This window comes from Paenibacillus sp. PK3_47 (assembly GCF_023520895.1).
Lineage (GTDB): Bacteria > Bacillota > Bacilli > Paenibacillales > Paenibacillaceae > Paenibacillus_AQ.
The window spans coordinates 3,187,371-3,204,760 of sequence record NZ_CP026029.1; the positions used below are offsets into that span (position 1 = coordinate 3,187,371).

A 17,390-nucleotide genomic window follows, 5' to 3' on the forward strand; every position below is an offset into this window, starting at 1 on the left:
CTAGTTGGAAAAACTCCACTTCATTTTACTGAATAAGTCTCGAAAGGCCTTTATCCGCTCAAATAGCTGGAGAATTTCCAACTAAAGCTCATAAATCATGAAAAAGGATAGAAATAGGTTGAGGAAATCCAACTAGGGCCCCTGCAGCATTCGCAGCCGAAGCTAACTTTGCCACAACTCCCTAGAGTTTCCAGAGACACGATGTTAAACCGGACACTTCAATCCACATGCATGCAATAGTCCGTCACTCACCCGTCCAGTAAGGTCCCATCACAAATCGTCAAAACCGTTATCGTCGCCCACTTTACCGTAGTTCCGGGATTTTGCTTCAAAAAAGTCCGTTTTCGTCGCATTCAGCGCCTCGTCGGAGAAAGGCTTGATCCAAGGCATGCAGTTCACGTCTACGCCGCTGTAGGCTTTGTCCAGGCCCATCAGGGTCAGGCGTTTGTTGGCGATATATTTGATGTAGTCACCGAGTTCGTTCAGGTCAATGCCCCGTACATCCGTCAGCGTGTAGTGGGCCCAGTTCGTCTCCAGCTCGACAGCGCGGTCGATGGTACGGTACACATAATCCATATTTTCCGGCGTGTTCAGTTCAGGGAAGTCGATCAGCAGCTGCTTGAATACCTCGGCAAAAAAATAGCAGTGCTGATTCTCGTCACGCTGAATGTAGGAGATCATCTGGCTGGTCGCCATCATTTTCTGGTCACGGGCCAGATTGTAGAAGAAGGCAAAGGTACTGTAAAAGAAGATCCCCTCCAGAATCAGATCAGCCACCAGTGCGCGGAAAAAAGTATGCTTCGACGGCTCGTCACGGAATTCCTGATAAATGTCCGAGATGAACTGGTTGCGCTCCAGCAGCACCGGATCATGCTTCCAATATTCAAAGATCTCCTTCTGCTCACGGTCAGACACGATTGAAGAGAGGACGTAGGAATAGGACTGGTTGTGCACAACCTCCTGCTGCCCGATAATCGCCGAAATTGCCTCCAGGGAGGAGTCGGTAAAATAACGCTTCACGTCGCCGACGAACATCGTCTGCATGGAGTCCAGCACGGCCAGCAGGGCGATGTTAATCTTGAACACCCGCTGTTCCTCCGCTTCAAGCAGCGGAAACTGCTGGGCATCCTTGGACATTGGGATTTCATCGGCGATCCAGTGGTTCAGCAGCAGCACCTTGTACAGCTTGTACATATGCGGCATGCGGATGTCGTTCCAGTTCAGAATGCCCGAGCATTCCCCGTCAATGATGCGTGTCGATTTATTCGGCGCTTCCGTATTAAAAATCTTTTGCAGTTGCATTTTTGCTTCCCTCCTGATTTTGCTTGAGCTAACTGGTGAATGGCCACTTTAAAGGCCGGCGCTGAGGCACGGAAAGGAAGTTTGGAACTGGAGGAGCGTAGCGATCGCCTTTATACTCAGGTTTCAACCGTGAGAACGGTATAATTCAAGAAATCTGAGTATAACAGGCGACCGGAAGTCCAAACATTCCTTGCAGTGACGTTATAGCGCAGGTATTGAAAGTGAAAATGAAAGACTTAGCTCGCGCAAGATTCACACTCTTCTATGGTCAGCGCCCGGCTCCGCACATAATACGTCGATTTAAGCCCGCCTTTCCAGGCGTTCAGGTGCAGCTCGAGGAATTCAGTGGCTTTGATGTCGGGACGCACGTACAGGTTGAAGCTCTGGCCCTGGTCGACGTGGCGCTGGCGGGCGGAGGCCATGCGGATGGACCAGTTCTGATCAATCAGGAACGCCGTCTTGTAATACCAGATCGTCTTGTCCGACAGATCCGGTGCAGGGTTCGCGATCTTGTAGGTTGTTTTCTCCTCGTAAGAGAGCAACTCATACAGCGGATCAATGCTGGCAGTAGAGCCGGCGATGATCGATGTGGAGCCGTTCGGGGCAATCGCGAACATCCAGGCATTGCGCACGCCGTCCGCGGCCACTTCCTGCTGAAGCTGGCGCCACTGCTCTGCAGTCACGAATTTGCCCTCCTGCTCACCGCTGGTATAACCGCGTGAAGTAAAGTAAGCTCCGGACTCCCAGTCAGATCCGGCAAACTTCGGATAACGGCCCTTTTCACGGGCCAGCTCCAGGCTGGAGCGCACCAGCAGGTAGTTGATGTGCTCATACAGGTTATTGTTGTATTCTACAGCCTCCTCGGACTCCCAACGGATTCCCTCCAGTGCCAGCAGATGATGCAGGCCGAAGGTGCCGAGGCCCACTGCGCGGTATTGGCTGTTCGTGTACTGCGCCTGCAGCACTTCAATATTGTTAATGTCAATGACGTTGTCCAGCATCCGGACCTGAATCGGTATCAGTCTTTCCAGCACTCCCGCAGGAACCGCGCGGGCAAGGTGGATGGAATTCAGGTTGCAGACGACGAAATCACCGGGGATCTTGGAAATGACAATCCGGGTTTGTCCGTCTTTGGTTACCAGTTCTTCCTGCTCGACTACCGTAGCCGACTGGTTCTGCATAATTTCTGTGCACAGGTTGGAGGAGAAGACCATGCCTGCATGACGGTTCGGATTGGCCCGGTTCACGGTATCGCGGTAGAACATATACGGTGTGCCGGTCTCCAGCTGGGACTTCATAATCCGTTTCATAATGTCGATTGCCGCAACTGTGATACGGGACAGGTCCGGATTGGCGACGGCTTCAGCATATTTTTCCCGGAAGGTACCCTGGCCAAATTTTTCATCATAGAAATCCTCAAGCCCGAGCGGCCGGCCGTTCTCATCCTTCCAGCCCATCACCTTCTTAACTTCATGCGGACAGAACAGATTCCAGTGACCGCGCGCTTCAACAGCCTCCATGAACAGATCGGGCAGGCAGACGCCGTGGAAAACATCATGCGCACGCATCCGCTCGTCACCATTGTTCAGCTTCAGGTCAAGAAAGGCGAGGATGTCCTTATGGAATACGTCGAGATAGACGGCGACAGCGCCTTTGCGGGTGCCGAGCTGGTCCACGCTGACAGCGGTATTGTTCAGCTGGCGGATCCAGGGGATCACGCCGGAGCTCGTATTCTTGTGGCCGCGGATATCGGAGCCGCGGGCCCGGACCTTGCCGAGGTAGACGCCGATGCCGCCGCCCATTTTGCTGAGCCGGGCTACATCCGTGTTGGAGTCGAAAATCCCCTCCAGCGAGTCATCCACCGTATCGATGAAGCAGCTGGAGAGCTGTCCGGCCACTTTTTTACCGGCGTTGGACATGGTTGGTGTTGCGGCGGTCATGTAGATGTTGCTCATGGCCCAGTAGGCTTCCTTCACAAGCTCCATCCGTTTCTCTTCCGGCTCCTGGTGCATCAGGTACATGGCGATAACCATATAACGTTCCTGCGGCAGCTCCATGACACGGCCGTCAAAATCATGGGCCAGATAACGGTCAGACAGGGTAAGCAGGCCGATATAATCGAACAGCAGGTCACGCGTGTAATCAATGGTGCCCCCAAGCTCGGCAATTTGTTCTTTGGTGTAGTGGGTCAGCAGCTCTTCGCGGTAGATGCCTTTTTTGACAAGCTCGGCAATGAGCGGATAGAGCTCGCCGTAAGGCTCGTCCGGATAGGCCTTGTAGCGGCGGTTAACGGCAGCTTTTTTGTAGAGGGAGGTCAAAAGGGAACGTGCGGCAGCAAACTTCCAGTCCGGCTCTTCTTTGGATACGAGCTCAAGGGCGCTCATCGTGAACGCGCTGCTGATCTCTTCACCGCTGACCTCGCTGCGGCGCAGCTTGGAGTTCACACCGCGCAGGAGGCTGTCTTTGCTCAAGTGCTCCAGGCCATTCAGGATACGGTCGGCATAAACAGACAGGCGGATTTCATCAAAAGCTAACTGGCGGTTTTCGGGCTTCACTACAAGTTCTGGCATAATACATTCATCCTTTCGACTTTAGAGATAATTGTGAATATCAAAATTTGAAGTATATGGGCACAGAAAGCAGCTAAGAAAAGGGCTTAGCGTGCTTTTGTAATTACCGTTATTCAATTATGCAGAGGCTGCCCTTGCCTGTGAGGGGAGGTGCAGCCTACTTCAACTGTTCATAAGTTACAATTATCACTACAGCACCGCAGGCTGCCAATGGATGATCTCCGTACCTGCTAGACTGGCCGGAATATCAATGATACGCTGGTTGCTGCTGCCGCGGTAGGGGAGGGTGGTGTCTTTGAGCTCTTCCACAAAACGTCCGTCAATAACGACCTGGCACAAGTTCAGCAGATTCCACTCCGGCGAGCCCGGATGGGCTGTAAGCTCTTCATAGGTGTATCCCGTGTAGATCCAGACCGGGAAGTCCGGCAGTACACTTCGCAGCTCATGAATGAAGCCCGCCGCCTCTTCCGCTGAGAAAAAAGGGTCACCGCCAGCCAGCGTAAGCCCGTCCAGCAGCGGATTGGCTGCCAGCTCGGCTATAATCTCATGCTGCCGCTCCAGCGTGAAAACCTCACCGTAATTGAAATTCCAGGTTTTCGGATTAAAGCATCCCGGGCAGCGGTGGCGGCACCCGCTCAGGAAGAGGACGGCCCGCATGCCCTCGCCCTCATTGATCGATTCCGGATAGTAGCCGCATATATTCATAGATGCTTGACGCGGTCCCGTACTTCGGCCTGCTTGGCCGCGTTGAAGCGGGTCTGGTAATCGCCGGTCAAATACCCGGTCACCCGGCGCAGACGGCGGATATGGGTATCGTGCTCATGGGCGCCGCAGGAAGGGCAGTGGGTGCCGATGACCCCTTCGTAGCCGCAGCCGGAGCAGCGGTCAATCGGATGATTGATGCTGAAATAGCTGATTTGCTGTTCAAGCGCATATTTGATGATCTTAACAAAAGCCGCCGGGTTGCTGCGGGCGTTGCCGTTAAGCTCAACATAAGAGATGGCGCCGGCGTTGCAGTGCTCATGGAACGGCGCTTCAAGACTGATTTTTTTGGCTGCACCCAGCTCATAATAGACCGGAATGTGGAACGAGTTCGTATAGTACTCGCGGTCGGTTACGCCCGGGATGGAGCCCAGCACCTTGCGGTCTACTTTGGTGAATTTGCCTGACAGCCCTTCAGCAGGCGTGGCAAACAGCGTAATATTGAGATCCAGCTCTTCGCTCTTGCGGTCGCAGTACTCGCGCATGTGGCGGACAATGGCAAGCGCCTTGGCATGAACCTCTGCATCTTCGCCGTGATGTTTGCCGTACATGGCCTTCATGCATTCTGCGATGCCGATGAAGCCGATCGACAGGCTGCCGTGCTTCAGCAGATCGCCGACGCTCTCCTCAGGAGCCAGCATTTCGCCGCCTTCCCAGACCCCTTCACGCATCATGAAATCGGAAGCCTTGGCCTTCTGGGCGGCCTGGATGCGGAAGCGGTGCAGCAGTCCCTCCAGGGCGATATCCATATAGTGATTAAGGTCCTCATAGAAGCCTTTTTCGTCTGCAGTAAGGCGCCGGCCTGTAATGGTACCGTGAGCCAGACCCAGACGGACCAGATTCAGCGTGTTAAAAGAAAGGTTGCCTTTGCCGGAGCAGTGATTGCGTCCGAAGCGGTCGCCCAGCACCCGCGTGCGGCAGCCCATGGTTGCGAATTCCGTATCCGGATCAGCCGGATCGTAATACTGCAGGTTAAGCGGCGCATCCAGGTTGGCAAAGTTCGGGTACAGTCTGCGGGCGGAGCATTCGGCGGCTTTGAGGAACAGCTCATAGTTCGGATCGCCCTGCTGCTGGTTGATACCCTGCTTGCATTTGAAAATCTGGATCGGGAAGACCGGTGTTTCACCGCTGCCGAGCCCGTTCATGGTCGCCGTCAGCAGAGAGCTGATTACGAGCTGGCCTTCAGGTGAAGTACAGGTGCCGTAATTAATGCTGGTAAAAGGAATCTGTCCGCCGGAACGGCTGGACATCGTATTCAGATTATGTATCATGCTCTCAGCGGCCTGGAGCGTTTCGATCTCGGTCTCTTTTAACGCAAAACGGAAGGAACGCGGATACTGCTCCGCCAGATCGCTGCGGCTCATTGTGATTTCGCCCAGATGCTCACCGGCCTGGCCTTCTTCAAAGTACTCCAGACCTTTACGGAACAGCTTGGCAAAGGATTTGGTCACATATGGCGCCAGATCAAAATCGATCTTGTTGGCGGATACGCCGCCGTACTGCGCATTCTGCTGGGACTGGAAAATAATCGCCACCAGCGACATCGCCGTCATAATCGAGTTGGGAGGGCGGACGCTGCCGTTGCCCGTGTTGAAGCCTTCGCGGAGAAGACGTTCGAACGGAATGAAAATACAGTTCGTCGTTCCAATGGCGTATTGGTCCAAGTCATGGACGTATACTACATTGTCTTCGATCGCCTGTACCAGCTGCGGCGGCATGGTGAAGTTGCGTGCATACCATTTGGAATACTCGCTTCCGAATTTGCTCATCTTTCCGGAGAAGCTCTCCCCGTTCAAATTGGCGTTCTCGCGCAGCAGGTCAAGATCCCGGCTGTCGATAATGTCGCGTCCCAAATGTATAACTTCTTCCAAAAGAACCTCCTGTGCAGCTTGTCCACCGTTGTACCGTTTCTCCAGCAGCGTCATTATGTAGCTCTCTCCCCTCGGTATTATAATCAGGAAGTCCAACCTCCTGACATCAGTAAAAAAAGCATCTCCTGCCAAATAGGCGGGAAATGCCCGGATGCGGGTGCGGCAAGGATCCCTGTACGGATCTTGCCGGTGATGTGTAATGCAGAAGCCGATACCTGAAGGTGATAAGCTTTATTACCCTCAGGTATCGGCAGCCTCTATTCCCTGAAATAGGGCAGGCTGATCTGCTTGTGCAGGCCGCATGCGGACACCTCGCCTGTTTCCCGCAGGCACTAGATATGGTGTCGGTAAAACAGGCAGGCCTCCTGGCTTCCGCTGAATCTTCCGGCGCCTTCCCGGGGACTCTTAGGCCCCAGTGGCTGCTGCCGGAGGATGCTGCCGCGCAGGCTCCGGAAAGTCTGCGTACATCCGGTTACAGTGGCGGGACCGCAGCGGAATTTCACCGCGTTTCTCTATTAAGCTTCTGCACTCCTGTTGAGAGTGAAGCACCTGTTTTCACTATATTTTGTTGTCGTTAGTTAAAAATAACCCAATATATTGTGTTTGTAAACCACATTTTTCTAAACCCGCGCCGGGAGCGGAATCCGCCGCCTTACTCACAAGTGATCCACAGGTTAGTCCACAGGTAATCCACAATGTATCCGCAAAAATTCATATTTAAAGTCATAAATTGTCCGAAAATATGCCACAAAGACTTCATAAAAATAGTGCGCGTGACACTGTAAATGAGATAGGGGGAACAGCTATATATTGATGTGATTTGTAGGAGAGCTGATCAGTTGGTAAAATAAGAGGACAGTTAAACTGTGCAGAATGCAGTTACAAATGAACAGGAGGAATTAACGATGGCGATTGGCGAAGTTACGGTCATTCCGATTGGCACGGGCAGCACCAGCCTCAGCAGCTATGTGGCCGATATGCAGCGGGTGCTGCAGACCGTGGAGGGCATTACTTACGAGCTGACCTCTATGGGCACCATTATAGAAGGTCCGGTATCCAGAATTCTCGCTGCGGTAGAGGCGCTGCACGAGTCCCCTTTTACAGCCGGAGCGCAGCGGGTATCCACTTCACTTAAGATCGATGACCGCCGCGACAAGCCTTCCACCAGCCGCAGCAAGCTGGAAGCCGTGGAGCGCAGGCTGCAGGCGGACTAAGAGAAGGTCCGGATAAAGGGTCTTGCGTTTCCGGACGGAAGTTGTATAATGTTTTTTGTTTGACGTACAAGTCAGGCTTCAGGCTGGTGTAGCTCAGGGGTAGAGCAACGCACTCGTAATGCGTAGGCCGGGGGTTCAATTCCCTTCACCAGCATCTTTAAAAATACTATAAGGACGCGGTCTCCAGGGTTTTTAGGGACGCGTCTTTTTTCTGGATTTACCCCCATTTCTACCATTCTTCTACCCTTTATCTGAGTAAAGTGGGTATCTCGTCAATTTTCTCAACTTCTTTCCGGGTTCCTAGAATGGAATCCCCGATACCCCGGAGCACTGCTTCCTGCAAGTTGGGGAGAACATGTGAATAAGTATCCAAGGTGATATTTATTGATGAATGGCCTAATCTTTCCTGAACTATTTTCGGATGAACTCCCGCTTTAAGGAGCAAGGTTGCATGAGTGTGACGGAGATCATGGAAGCGAATTTTAGGGAATGTAGGGTATTCCTCACGTATTTTCTTGAGTATACGATAAAAGTGTCTCATCAGTAGTCGAGGACCGACTGGAGTTCCTACGCTTGTCTGAACGACGAGACCAGAATCCTTATAGAACTGGTTATTAGCAATTTCTTTAGCACGAATTTCTTTTTCTTTTATCAGTAGGCGCACCGTGTCCTCGAATAAGGCAATAGGACGTTCACTACCGTCACTTTTAGTGTCGTCCAGTGAATAACCATCCTCATCGAGCGTGTATGCTGTGCGAACGGATATTGTTTTAGTTTTCAAGTCCGTATCTTTCCAACTTGCACCGAGGATTTCGCTTTGACGCATGCCGGTTGATGTTGCAAGCTCAAACGCCAAGTAATATTGATCATTCAGGGCAGCATCCAGAAATATTCTAAGCTGGTGCTCATCCAACACTTCGAATTTCATCTTTTTTCCTTGTGGTAGCGATACCGTGGAGGCGACATTTATCGTTATTTCCCCCCAGGTAACAGCCCGATTTAGTGCATCCATGATAATGACATGTGCCTTTCTTATTGAACCAACAGCAAGTGTTTTAAAAAGCGTTTTGTGGTAAAAGTCATGAAAATCCTGTGGCTTGAGGCGCACTGTTTGTTTCTTCCCGAGAGCCGGGATAATATGTGTTCTTACGAGCCACTCATAAGACTTCCAAGTATTGTATTTTACTGAAGTGCGCTTGTCCTCCAGCCACTTCTCCATAATTTCTCCAAACGTTTTCTTAGTCGGCTCCACGTACGTTCCCTTCATAAACCCACTGAGAATATCCGGCATTGCTTTTTCAGCATCTTTCTTTTTATCGAATCCCCCATCCGGACCGGAAATCCACTTTCGTTTCCGCTTATTAGTAACTTCATCTTTGGTTTCAATAACGATATAATATTTTTTTCCTTTTTGCGCTATATGGCCACGCATGACATTCACCCCCAAGTATTCGAATTAAAAGTTAATCGCATCATCAATGGCCTCCATCGGTATGAAGAGCCGGTCTGCAGTGTGGCCGTGACGGGTCGCAATTCTTCCCATATCAATCATGACGCCACCACTATGTTCAAAGGAGACAGATATGTCGCTTGATTTCACAATGACTCCATCTCGGAGTGAATGGGGCCTGGAAGTAACACTTTTTATACCCGAGTTCATCCCAATATAAAGAGGCTTGTCCCAATCAAATCCGCCGCGCTGCTCGATAACCAGTGTATGAGGTGAGGAAAGATCATCTAGACCGTATATCCCGCGAACAATTGGTTCATTTCCCATAGGCAAGGGGGAAGTCATCTCCTCTCTGGCTGCCGCCGTATATGTAAAAGCTGCTAGGAATTCCGTCTCTTCAATTCGTCGCTGAATTTGCCTTAATCGCAGAAGAGTGAACTCAGGTGGAACCTTGAATAATTTTGAGACATACCCTGCGGCAGTTTCTTCTTCTGCAGGTAGTTTGATTCTTTCGAACATGAAGAAGGGCATGGCAGCATAAAGGCTGAAACGTTCAGCATCGGCTTCCTGTAGTTGCCGAAAAAGCTTAAGCATAAGACGTTGATCGCCGGCATGTCTTAGTACATGACCGAGTTCGTGATAGAAAGATTTTCGTTGCTCCGTCTGTTCTACTCCACTCTGAAGGAAAATGACCATTGATTGATTGTCTGAAAAAGTTATTACTTGCTCAAATACTACGTCTACTTGAAACATCTCCGAAACTCGTTCGATGGTAAGATCTTCAGGTGTCAGAATTCCATTCTCCAAATACACGTCTTGGATACTTTGTTCCAATGGAGTCTTGAAGTAATTACAAAGATTCATGTAAATCCCCTCCAACTTGCGTACATATGTTCTATTTTTGGATTAAAAGAAAAGCCATTGCTGGCTCGGTTAAATTTTTAATTGGTTTTCAACTCTTATTGTCGAATCTTCTGTCTGAATTGCACTCGTATCGTCAGTCACTATACCTATACAAACAATGAGAAAACAAAGAATTGAAATTGAAAGATATCTTACGGCTTTAATTTTTTCTTTGGTGAAAACTGCGACAATAGTCAAATACAGAGTTAATAAACACCCGAATATGCTAAGTATCAAAGCAATTAGCTTTATGTCATCCCAAAAATACATAACAACTATACCAAGGAACAGAAAGGAGATTATTGTCTTAATTTCTCTCTTAAACGCAATACCAATAAGTAAAAAAATGATAAGTATAAACAATCTGGTACCTCTCTTATAATCCCCATCGGCTGGGGGAGTGGCTTATTTATTCTGTTTGTTTGCTTCCTCAGCAGCCCTTTTTTTCATCTCGCGGTATCGTCTAACGGCTGCTTCTGCTTCTGCAATTTCGTCTTCCGTGTAGTGTTCAGGGCCTCCTAAAAAAGATAAATTAAACTCTTGTTTTGCTCTGGCCGTTGTTCTTCCTAAGAGATAATCTGTATCACATTCATACAAATCTGCAAGCTTGGAGAGTGTACCTGTGTCTGGATCGCGGTAGTCACGCTCGTAGTTCGACAGAACAGTATTAGCTATCCCTAACTTTTCAGCAACGAATAGTTGAGACCATCCTTTACGTTCTCGTTCTTGCTTCAAACGTTTCCCTAAACTCATAATTACACCGCCATAGTTTTCTTTGGCATTATAATACCAGTATTTCACTCTGCGTTAAACATATTACACGAAAAGTTGAAAAAGTTGTTGACTTTCACTTTACGTGAATATATAATTCGGATATAAAGTTTCACTTTACGTGGATTAAGGTGGTGAAAATAATTGGAGTTGTACAATAGAATTAGAGACATCAGAAAGTCTAAAGGAATCACTCAAACCCATGTTGCAAAAGAAACAGGAATGACTGTATCAAGCTACAATATGAAAGAAAATGGGAAGAGGCCGATTAGCACAACTGAATTAGAAATGATTGCAATAGCTTTGAAAGAGCCAGTTACAAATTTTTTTGATCAAAGTTTCCACGTAAAGTTGAATCATGAAGAGGGTGGTGTTCAAATTCCCCAAATTGATTAGAAATATCAGCTCCTAAATTCAACGTTAAGGAGGTGATTTAAATTGGATAATCAATTGAGCGACGCAAAGGGCGTCCGGGAAACTCACGATTGGAACGAAGCTAACACATTGTTGTGTGAAGGCTGGACGCTTCATAGCATGTGGCCAACTGAATCGAAGACGCGGTATGTACTTTTAAAATTCTAAGGAGGAGATGAGATGAACTCAGGAAACACACCCTTCTCTGAAACTGATGTAATCACTATATCCGAGCTGGCGAAACGTCTGAAAGTCAGAAGGGAGCGGGTTTACGATATTGTCGCAGAACCAGGTTGCCCCGTTTATGACATGGGTGGAGAACGTCAGAGAAGGATCATTTGGGGTGATTTCTTAGATTGGTATCGCCTTAAGTACCGAGTGGCTTCAGATAAATGAGGAAACCCGCCGAGCTGTACCGGCAACGGCGGGTGGGGGAATCGGCAAGGGGATTTGCTAACAACATCATACATCAGGCCTCTGTCCGATAGCATCCCATTAAATTGGACAAATGAGGTGAAACCAGATTGGCAATTGGACAATTCCCTGAAGCGCTTAAGGATGTCATGCAGCGCAGGGGGGACACATTAGCAAATGCTGGACGAGCCGCTCACGTTGATGGCTCTCAGATCGGGAAAATTGTTAAAGGAACCCGTAAAGCTTCCAAGCCCGTCATGAGAGCAGCGGTTGAGCATTACGATGATAGTCAACTTTTCCTAGCCGCGGCGGCAGAAGTCACCGGTGGTGCTTCTGCTCCTTGGCTGGATAATGTGGACCTACATCGAGCCAACGTACTATTCAAAACGCTGGAGGAGATGAAGGAAGTGCTGGACGCTTCCGGTCATGCCCCAATCAGCAAGACAAATGAACAGATTAATGATACCGAACGACAGCAGATCAAGCGTCTGCTCATGGAGACGGTAGAGGCAATCACAGCATTGACCCATTTGGCTGCCGTGCTATGTAGAGAATATTCCTTTAGTTGGTTGGGGACTTGGAAAGAGCACCGGGCAGAGCTGAAGGCTAAAAAATATTTGAAATGAGGGAGCGCATTGGAAAGAGAACAATTGGTTGCTGAGGCAAGGGAAGCGGGTCTGAATGCAGCTCATAACCTTCAAATGATTCGGAAAAATCCGGACATTATGCTGCCGGGAAAAATCGAGGATGCGGAGGCTCACCTTAATAACATGATCCGCTTTGCAGAAATGGAAATGAAAAATGACCGCCTGGCAGGGCAGTCACTTGGTTTCAAATCTCGGTTAGAGAATCTCTTGTTGTCTATTTTAACCCCGAAGCGTGAAAAGCGCAAGGAGGGGGCCGCTTGACAGAGCAACAGATTAGAAGTTTCGGTCAGGCCCTGGCTGAACGCTTTAAACAGATAGGGGATGAGCGGGCTACCGCAGAGAGAAGGTTCAGAGAGTCATTTTATTCCACAACATCAACTCGTTTTGAGGTTCTGGAGTTAGAGAGAAAGCGGGATACAACCAAGGCTGCTTTTGACTCCTGGAAGGAAGTCACTGATAATCTCCCATTTGAAATTCAAAGAGCTTTTACTGATCACTATCAAAAAATAAATCCTTCGGAGGCTTAATTATATGAAATCAACTGGAATTGTACGCAAAATTGACGAGCTTGGACGCATCGTGATCCCGATTGAACTGCGCAGAACGATGAATTTGGAGATTAAGGACCCTGTAGAGATCTTCGTGGACGATGACAAGGTCATCTTTCGCAAATATGCACCGGGATGTGCGATCACTGGCAATCAGGAAGACCTGGTCCCATTCGAAGGGAAGCTGTATAGCCGGGCAATTATTCAGCAAATGGCTGCAGCTGCGGGAATTAATTAGTAAAGATAAGGGCTTCGGCCCCTCTCTCCAAGCGTCGACCCTTAGAAATAACCTTTCCTCCTGGTTGGCGTTTGGAGATGCGGCTGACGCATCAAATACATATGAAAGGAGGCGGCATGTGCAAATCATTCAGAGATTGACGGTTGTGAGTAACCCGACGCGAATTTTTGAGGTCGGAACGGAAGTGGATGGCCGGGAGGTAATTGAGATCCGGCAGGTAGGCATCAATTTTGAAGAATCTGTCCATTCCGAATTTCATGTTGAAGATGAAAATGGCGAGCTGATCGCAAGCATCGAGAATGCTCCAGTTATTGTTGACTGGAAAAATATCGTTGAGCATGATCTTCCAACTGCTTTACTGCAGAAATAAAAAATGACCGCGGGCAGGCGGCCATCATTGTTCTTTGAAAACAAAATATTTTCTTGCCCTCATCTTAGCAGGTGAGGGCGCATTACACAAGAGGGAGTGGTTGGCATGGGAATGGCAACATCTTTTGACCCTAACGGGAAGCCCGTTGAAATCAGTATTTCTCCGAAAAACCCTTTTTGCCCGGCAGTAATTACTCTACGGACGGAAGGGTATTCTGTTCAGCTCCATTTACGAGATGAAATTATTGCAGAGCTGGCCTATCTGGTCAATACACACATCGATAATATTGAATACCCTCAGCCGGTACTGCCGGCAGAGAAGGAGGAGATTGCTTGAAGAGTATCGTTCTGGAGCGTTTGACGCTCCGTAATTTTAAAGGAATCAAGGAATTCAATGTTCCGGCTAATGGCCGGGACGTTGACATTTTTGGAGACAATGCCACAGGCAAGACCACGATATTCGACGGTTTCTTGTGGCTTCTGTTCGGTAAGGACAGCGAGAATCGCACAGAACAAAAATTCGAGATCAAAGAGCTGAATTTGGTCGGTATGGTTCAGCAGCACAAGCTGGAACACGAAATTGAAGGCTCGCTCCTGGTGGACGGCACCCGGCGGATATTCAGAAGGGTGTATTCCGAGAAGTGGACAAAAAAACGTGGCGCACCGGTTGAGAGCTTTGAGGGTCATACTACTACGTATTATGTCGACGGTGTCCCACTGAGCATGCGGGAATTCCAGGCTGCGGTTGATGGCATTATCAAGGAAGAATTGTTCCGGCTACTGACGAGTCCTTCATATTTCAATGAAGTATTGAAAAAGGAGGAACGGCGCAAGGTGCTGCTGGAGGTATCAGGCGATCTGACGGATGCCGAAGTCATTCATAGTAATGAGGAGCTGGCCGAGCTTCCTACAATCTTGGCGGGACGCGAATTGGATGCTCATAAGAAAATCATTGCTGCTAGAAGCACAGCCATAAACAAAGAGATTAAGGAGCTGCCGGTTCGAATTAGCGAGGTTCAGAGGCAAATGCCTGATGTAGCGAAATTGGATGAAGAGCTTCTAAAGGAGGATGTTGCGCTCTTGCGTAGCCGAATCGAGTCCCGGGAGGCAGAGGCATCTCGCATCCTCTCCGGCGGTGAGGTTGCTGTAAAGGAAAAACGGCTACGTGAGATTGAGGCAGAGCAGATCGATATCAAATCACGGCTGCAATCATCAGTGCTGAATAAGGTGGCTGAGAAGCGGAATGCGGTCAACTTGAAGCATTCGAAGCTCGACCAGTACCGCCGGAGCATTGAGGACAAGCAGCAGCGGATTAGACAGAATGAACGTCTGGCCGCTGGGCGCCGGCAGGAAGCAGACAGGCTCAGAGCAGATTTTGCTGCTCTGAAAGAAGAGATCTTTGAGCATCATCACGAAAATTGCCCGACTTGCGGACAGACTCTTCAGGAGGAGCAGATCAAGGCGGCTCATGAAAAGGCGGAGGCTGATTTTAACCTACGCTTGGCAGACCGGAAGGCGCGTATTAATGCCGATGGGAAGGCTGCCGTCGCCGAAGCTGAGAAGTTTGAGCAGGAAGCCAAGCGGCTTCAGGTAGATATTGACGAGCTTAACAACACCCTGGCTGCTCTGCAGACAGAGATCAGCGCAGCAGAAACCGAGCTTACTGAGCTGCGGGCGGGCGTCAAGGACCCAGCAGTAGATCCTGAGTATGCTGGCAAGGCTGCCGAGGCGACTCGGCTTCAGCAAGAGATTGTAGGGCTTCGACAATCGAGCCAATCGGCGGCTGCAGGCGTCCGTGAAGAGATCAGCAGGCTGCGTTTGGAAGTCGAGGATATGGAACGTGACCTGGCCAAGTTCGATGGTGTACGGCGGGCGCAACAACGTGTGGTGGAGCTGGAGCAGCAGGAGAGTAGCCTGGCCGCCGAATATGAGCGGCTGCAGCACGAGCTGTTCCTGTGCGAAGAGTTCACCCGCACCAAAGTCAATCTGCTGGATGCCAAGATCAACAGCAAGTTCAAACTGGCACGATTCCGACTCTTTGATGAACAGGTCAATGGCGGGCTGAAAGAAGTCTGCGACACGCTCTACAAGGGCGTTCCGTATGAAGGCGGGCTGAATAACGCCGCACGGATCAATGTTGGCCTGGACATCATCAATACCCTCAGCCAGCATTACGGCGTTACAGCTCCGATATTTGTTGATAACGCCGAGGCCGTGACAAAGCTGATCGACACGGAGGCTCAAGTCATCCGGCTGGTGGTCAGTGAGCAGGATAAGAAGCTGCGCATCGAGACGGCAGCTATAAAGGAGGAGATTTAAGAAATGAGTACAGGTAATCAGGTAGCGATTATTCAAAAGGACATCACTGATGATGTAAATCGAAGTCTTACACGGTTGCAAGATGACGGGTTGATCTTGCCTCCGAATTACAATGCGAGCAACGCGTTAAAAAGCGCCTTCTTCAAGCTCCAGGAGGTTCAGGATAAGAATGGCAAGCCTGCGCTGGAGGTATGCACGCGGGAATCTGTTGCAAATGCACTGCTGGATATGGTTGTGCAAGGTCTAAGCCCAGCCAAGACACAATGCTATTTCATTGTGTACGGCAGCAAGCTTCAGCTCAATCGCTCTTATTTTGGGACACAAGCTGTGCTTAAGCGTCTGTCCAACGTCAAGGATATCTGGGCAAATGTGATTTATAAGGGGGACGTTTTTGAGTATGAAGTGGCTGGCGGGCGCGAAAAATTGGTCAAGCATGAAACCAAATTTGAAAACAGGGACAATGAAATTCTAGGTGTGTATGCCGTCGTGAAGTCGGTCGATGATGAAGAAATCCTTACCGTCATGACAAAAAAGGAAGTTGACGCATCGTGGAGTCAGAGCAAAACAAGTCAATCTGTCCATAAAAAATTCCCGCAAGAAATGGCGAAGCGGACTGTCATCAACCGTGCGGCCAAGGCTTACATTAACACCAGCGACGACAGCGACCTGCTGGTCGATGCCATTAATCGCTCAACAGAAAACGAGTATGACGAGCGTATCGATGTGACGAATGAAGAAGTCAAAGCAGAAATTGCTGAGCATGCAAATAAAGAAGTGATTGATATCAAGCCGGCTGCTGCTCCACCACCTGTGAAACAACAGACGGCACCACACACAAAACAGCTTGTCGATGATCCTCCGATGGAACAAGAGCTAGATTTCTAATGATCGCCATTACCTGTCTCGGCTCCAGCAGTGCCGGCAACGCCTACCGGATTACGGACGGCCATACCGCACTCCTGTTGGAAGCCGGTTTTCCTTATAAATCGATTCAGCGAGCCTTGCAGTTCCGAATGTCGGAGATTGCCGGATGCCTTATCACACACGAGCACGGCGACCACAGCCGGGCGGCGGCGGACATCATGCGCGCCGGTATCCCCGTGTATACCAGTCGCGGGACGGCGCATGCACTTGGTTTGGCTGGACATCGCCTGCGCGCCGTGGTGGCGCTGGACCCGTTCACGCTTGGCACTTGGACAATCATGGGGTTCGGCGTAGAGCACGACGCAGCGGAGCCGCTGGGCTGGCTGCTGGCTAATCAGGAGGGCGATAAGCTTCTCTTCCTGACAGATAGCTATTACTGCCGGTACAAGTTCCAAGGACTGACCCACATTATGATTGAATGCAATTATTCCGTTGATATCGTGAATCGCAGGGTACTGGCGGGTGAGCTTCATCCAGCGCAGAAAAAGCGGCTGATCCGCTCTCATTTCAGCCTGGAGCATGTAAAGGAATTTCTGAAAGCCAATGATACCCGCCAGGTAGATGAAATTTGGTTGCTTCATTTGTCTGACGGCAATAGCGACGCCGAGCTGTTTAAACGTCAAATTCAGGAGTTGACTGGCGCTGTGGTACAGGTAGCCGACCGATGAACGGCC

The 17,390-nt window shown here is 49.7% G+C and carries 19 protein-coding genes, 1 tRNA gene and 1 riboswitch; of the genes, 13 read left to right on the forward strand and 7 right to left on the reverse strand.

Annotated elements, in window-relative coordinates:
* Positions 1 to 270 precede the first annotated feature (270 nt).
* The 4 genes from C2I18_RS14125 to C2I18_RS14140 all read right to left on the reverse strand — a co-directional run bounded on the left by C2I18_RS14125 (position 271) and on the right by C2I18_RS14140 (position 6,559).
* On the reverse strand, positions 271 to 1,302 hold the full coding sequence (locus C2I18_RS14125; RefSeq protein WP_249901771.1) for a ribonucleotide-diphosphate reductase subunit beta: 1,032 nt from the start codon (positions 1,300 to 1,302) through the stop codon (positions 271 to 273).
* Positions 1,303 to 1,538: 236 nt separating this feature from the next.
* Positions 1,539 to 3,872, reverse strand: a complete 2,334-nt coding sequence (locus C2I18_RS14130; protein WP_249901772.1) for a ribonucleoside-diphosphate reductase subunit alpha — start codon at positions 3,870 to 3,872, stop codon at positions 1,539 to 1,541.
* Between the two features lie 189 nt (positions 3,873 to 4,061).
* A complete protein-coding gene (nrdG, locus tag C2I18_RS14135) occupies positions 4,062 to 4,577 on the reverse strand; it encodes an anaerobic ribonucleoside-triphosphate reductase activating protein (protein WP_249901773.1) in 516 nt (171 codons plus the stop codon).
* Entirely contained in the window at positions 4,574 to 6,559 is a 1,986-nt protein-coding gene (locus C2I18_RS14140) for an anaerobic ribonucleoside triphosphate reductase (RefSeq protein ID WP_249901774.1), read from the reverse strand. The genes nrdG and C2I18_RS14140 overlap by 4 nt, the downstream gene beginning before the upstream one ends.
* 284 nt (positions 6,560 to 6,843) lie before the next feature.
* Positions 6,844 to 7,073: riboswitch (cobalamin riboswitch) on the reverse strand.
* Positions 7,074 to 7,410: 337 nt separating this feature from the next.
* On the opposite strand from C2I18_RS14140, the gene C2I18_RS14145 reads away from it, so the two are divergent.
* Complete coding sequence (locus C2I18_RS14145; protein WP_249902124.1) at positions 7,411 to 7,719, forward strand: MTH1187 family thiamine-binding protein; 309 nt, start codon at positions 7,411 to 7,413, stop codon at positions 7,717 to 7,719.
* An 82-nt stretch (positions 7,720 to 7,801) separates the two neighbouring features.
* Positions 7,802 to 7,873: transfer RNA gene (locus tag C2I18_RS14150), tRNA-Thr, on the forward strand.
* Positions 7,874 to 7,966: 93 nt separating this feature from the next.
* Here C2I18_RS14150 and C2I18_RS14155 read toward each other — a convergent pair.
* From C2I18_RS14155 to C2I18_RS29625, 3 genes are all read right to left on the reverse strand, one after another.
* Positions 7,967 to 9,151, reverse strand: coding sequence for a tyrosine-type recombinase/integrase (locus C2I18_RS14155; RefSeq protein ID WP_249901775.1), 1,185 nt, complete (start codon positions 9,149 to 9,151; stop codon positions 7,967 to 7,969).
* Between the two features lie 24 nt (positions 9,152 to 9,175).
* The gene (locus tag C2I18_RS14160; protein ID WP_249901776.1) at positions 9,176 to 10,033 is read right to left on the reverse strand and encodes an ImmA/IrrE family metallo-endopeptidase; all 858 of its coding nucleotides are present in this window, start codon (positions 10,031 to 10,033) and stop codon (positions 9,176 to 9,178) included.
* A gap of 444 nt (positions 10,034 to 10,477) precedes the next feature.
* Complete coding sequence (locus C2I18_RS29625; protein ID WP_275100986.1) at positions 10,478 to 10,825, reverse strand: helix-turn-helix domain-containing protein; 348 nt, start codon at positions 10,823 to 10,825, stop codon at positions 10,478 to 10,480.
* Positions 10,826 to 10,987: 162 nt separating this feature from the next.
* Here C2I18_RS29625 and C2I18_RS14170 point away from each other — a divergent pair, with 162 nt between their 5' ends.
* The 11 genes from C2I18_RS14170 to C2I18_RS14220 all read left to right on the forward strand — a co-directional run bounded on the left by C2I18_RS14170 (position 10,988) and on the right by C2I18_RS14220 (position 17,384).
* Positions 10,988 to 11,239 carry a helix-turn-helix domain-containing protein gene (locus C2I18_RS14170; protein ID WP_249901777.1) on the forward strand — a complete coding sequence of 84 codons (252 nt, stop codon included), beginning with the start codon at positions 10,988 to 10,990 and terminating at the stop codon, positions 11,237 to 11,239.
* A 198-nt stretch (positions 11,240 to 11,437) separates the two neighbouring features.
* Positions 11,438 to 11,653 (forward strand): E2F family transcription factor, encoded by a 216-nt coding sequence (locus C2I18_RS14175; protein ID WP_249901778.1) that lies wholly within the window; start codon positions 11,438 to 11,440, stop codon positions 11,651 to 11,653.
* A 128-nt stretch (positions 11,654 to 11,781) separates the two neighbouring features.
* Positions 11,782 to 12,297, forward strand: a complete 516-nt coding sequence (locus C2I18_RS14180) for an XRE family transcriptional regulator (protein ID WP_249901779.1) — start codon at positions 11,782 to 11,784, stop codon at positions 12,295 to 12,297.
* 9 nt (positions 12,298 to 12,306) lie between these two features.
* On the forward strand, positions 12,307 to 12,579 hold the full coding sequence (locus tag C2I18_RS14185) for a hypothetical protein (protein WP_249901780.1): 273 nt from the start codon (positions 12,307 to 12,309) through the stop codon (positions 12,577 to 12,579).
* Positions 12,576 to 12,845, forward strand: a complete 270-nt coding sequence (locus C2I18_RS14190; RefSeq protein WP_249901781.1) for a hypothetical protein — start codon at positions 12,576 to 12,578, stop codon at positions 12,843 to 12,845. Before C2I18_RS14185 ends, C2I18_RS14190 begins: the two co-directional genes overlap by 4 nt.
* A 4-nt stretch (positions 12,846 to 12,849) precedes the next feature.
* On the forward strand, positions 12,850 to 13,104 hold the full coding sequence (locus tag C2I18_RS14195) for an AbrB/MazE/SpoVT family DNA-binding domain-containing protein (RefSeq protein WP_249901782.1): 255 nt from the start codon (positions 12,850 to 12,852) through the stop codon (positions 13,102 to 13,104).
* 118 nt (positions 13,105 to 13,222) lie between these two features.
* On the forward strand, positions 13,223 to 13,474 hold the full coding sequence (locus C2I18_RS14200; protein WP_249901783.1) for a hypothetical protein: 252 nt from the start codon (positions 13,223 to 13,225) through the stop codon (positions 13,472 to 13,474).
* A gap of 105 nt (positions 13,475 to 13,579) precedes the next feature.
* Positions 13,580 to 13,810 (forward strand): hypothetical protein, encoded by a 231-nt coding sequence (locus C2I18_RS14205; RefSeq protein WP_249901784.1) that lies wholly within the window; start codon positions 13,580 to 13,582, stop codon positions 13,808 to 13,810.
* Positions 13,807 to 15,792, forward strand: a complete 1,986-nt coding sequence (locus C2I18_RS14210; protein WP_249901785.1) for a hypothetical protein — start codon at positions 13,807 to 13,809, stop codon at positions 15,790 to 15,792. The genes C2I18_RS14205 and C2I18_RS14210 overlap by 4 nt, the downstream gene beginning before the upstream one ends.
* Positions 15,793 to 15,795: 3 nt before the next feature.
* On the forward strand, positions 15,796 to 16,677 hold the full coding sequence (locus tag C2I18_RS14215; protein ID WP_249901786.1) for a recombinase RecT: 882 nt from the start codon (positions 15,796 to 15,798) through the stop codon (positions 16,675 to 16,677).
* Positions 16,677 to 17,384, forward strand: a complete 708-nt coding sequence (locus C2I18_RS14220; protein ID WP_249901787.1) for an MBL fold metallo-hydrolase — start codon at positions 16,677 to 16,679, stop codon at positions 17,382 to 17,384. The genes C2I18_RS14215 and C2I18_RS14220 overlap by 1 nt, the downstream gene beginning before the upstream one ends.
* Positions 17,385 to 17,390: the final 6 nt, after the last annotated feature.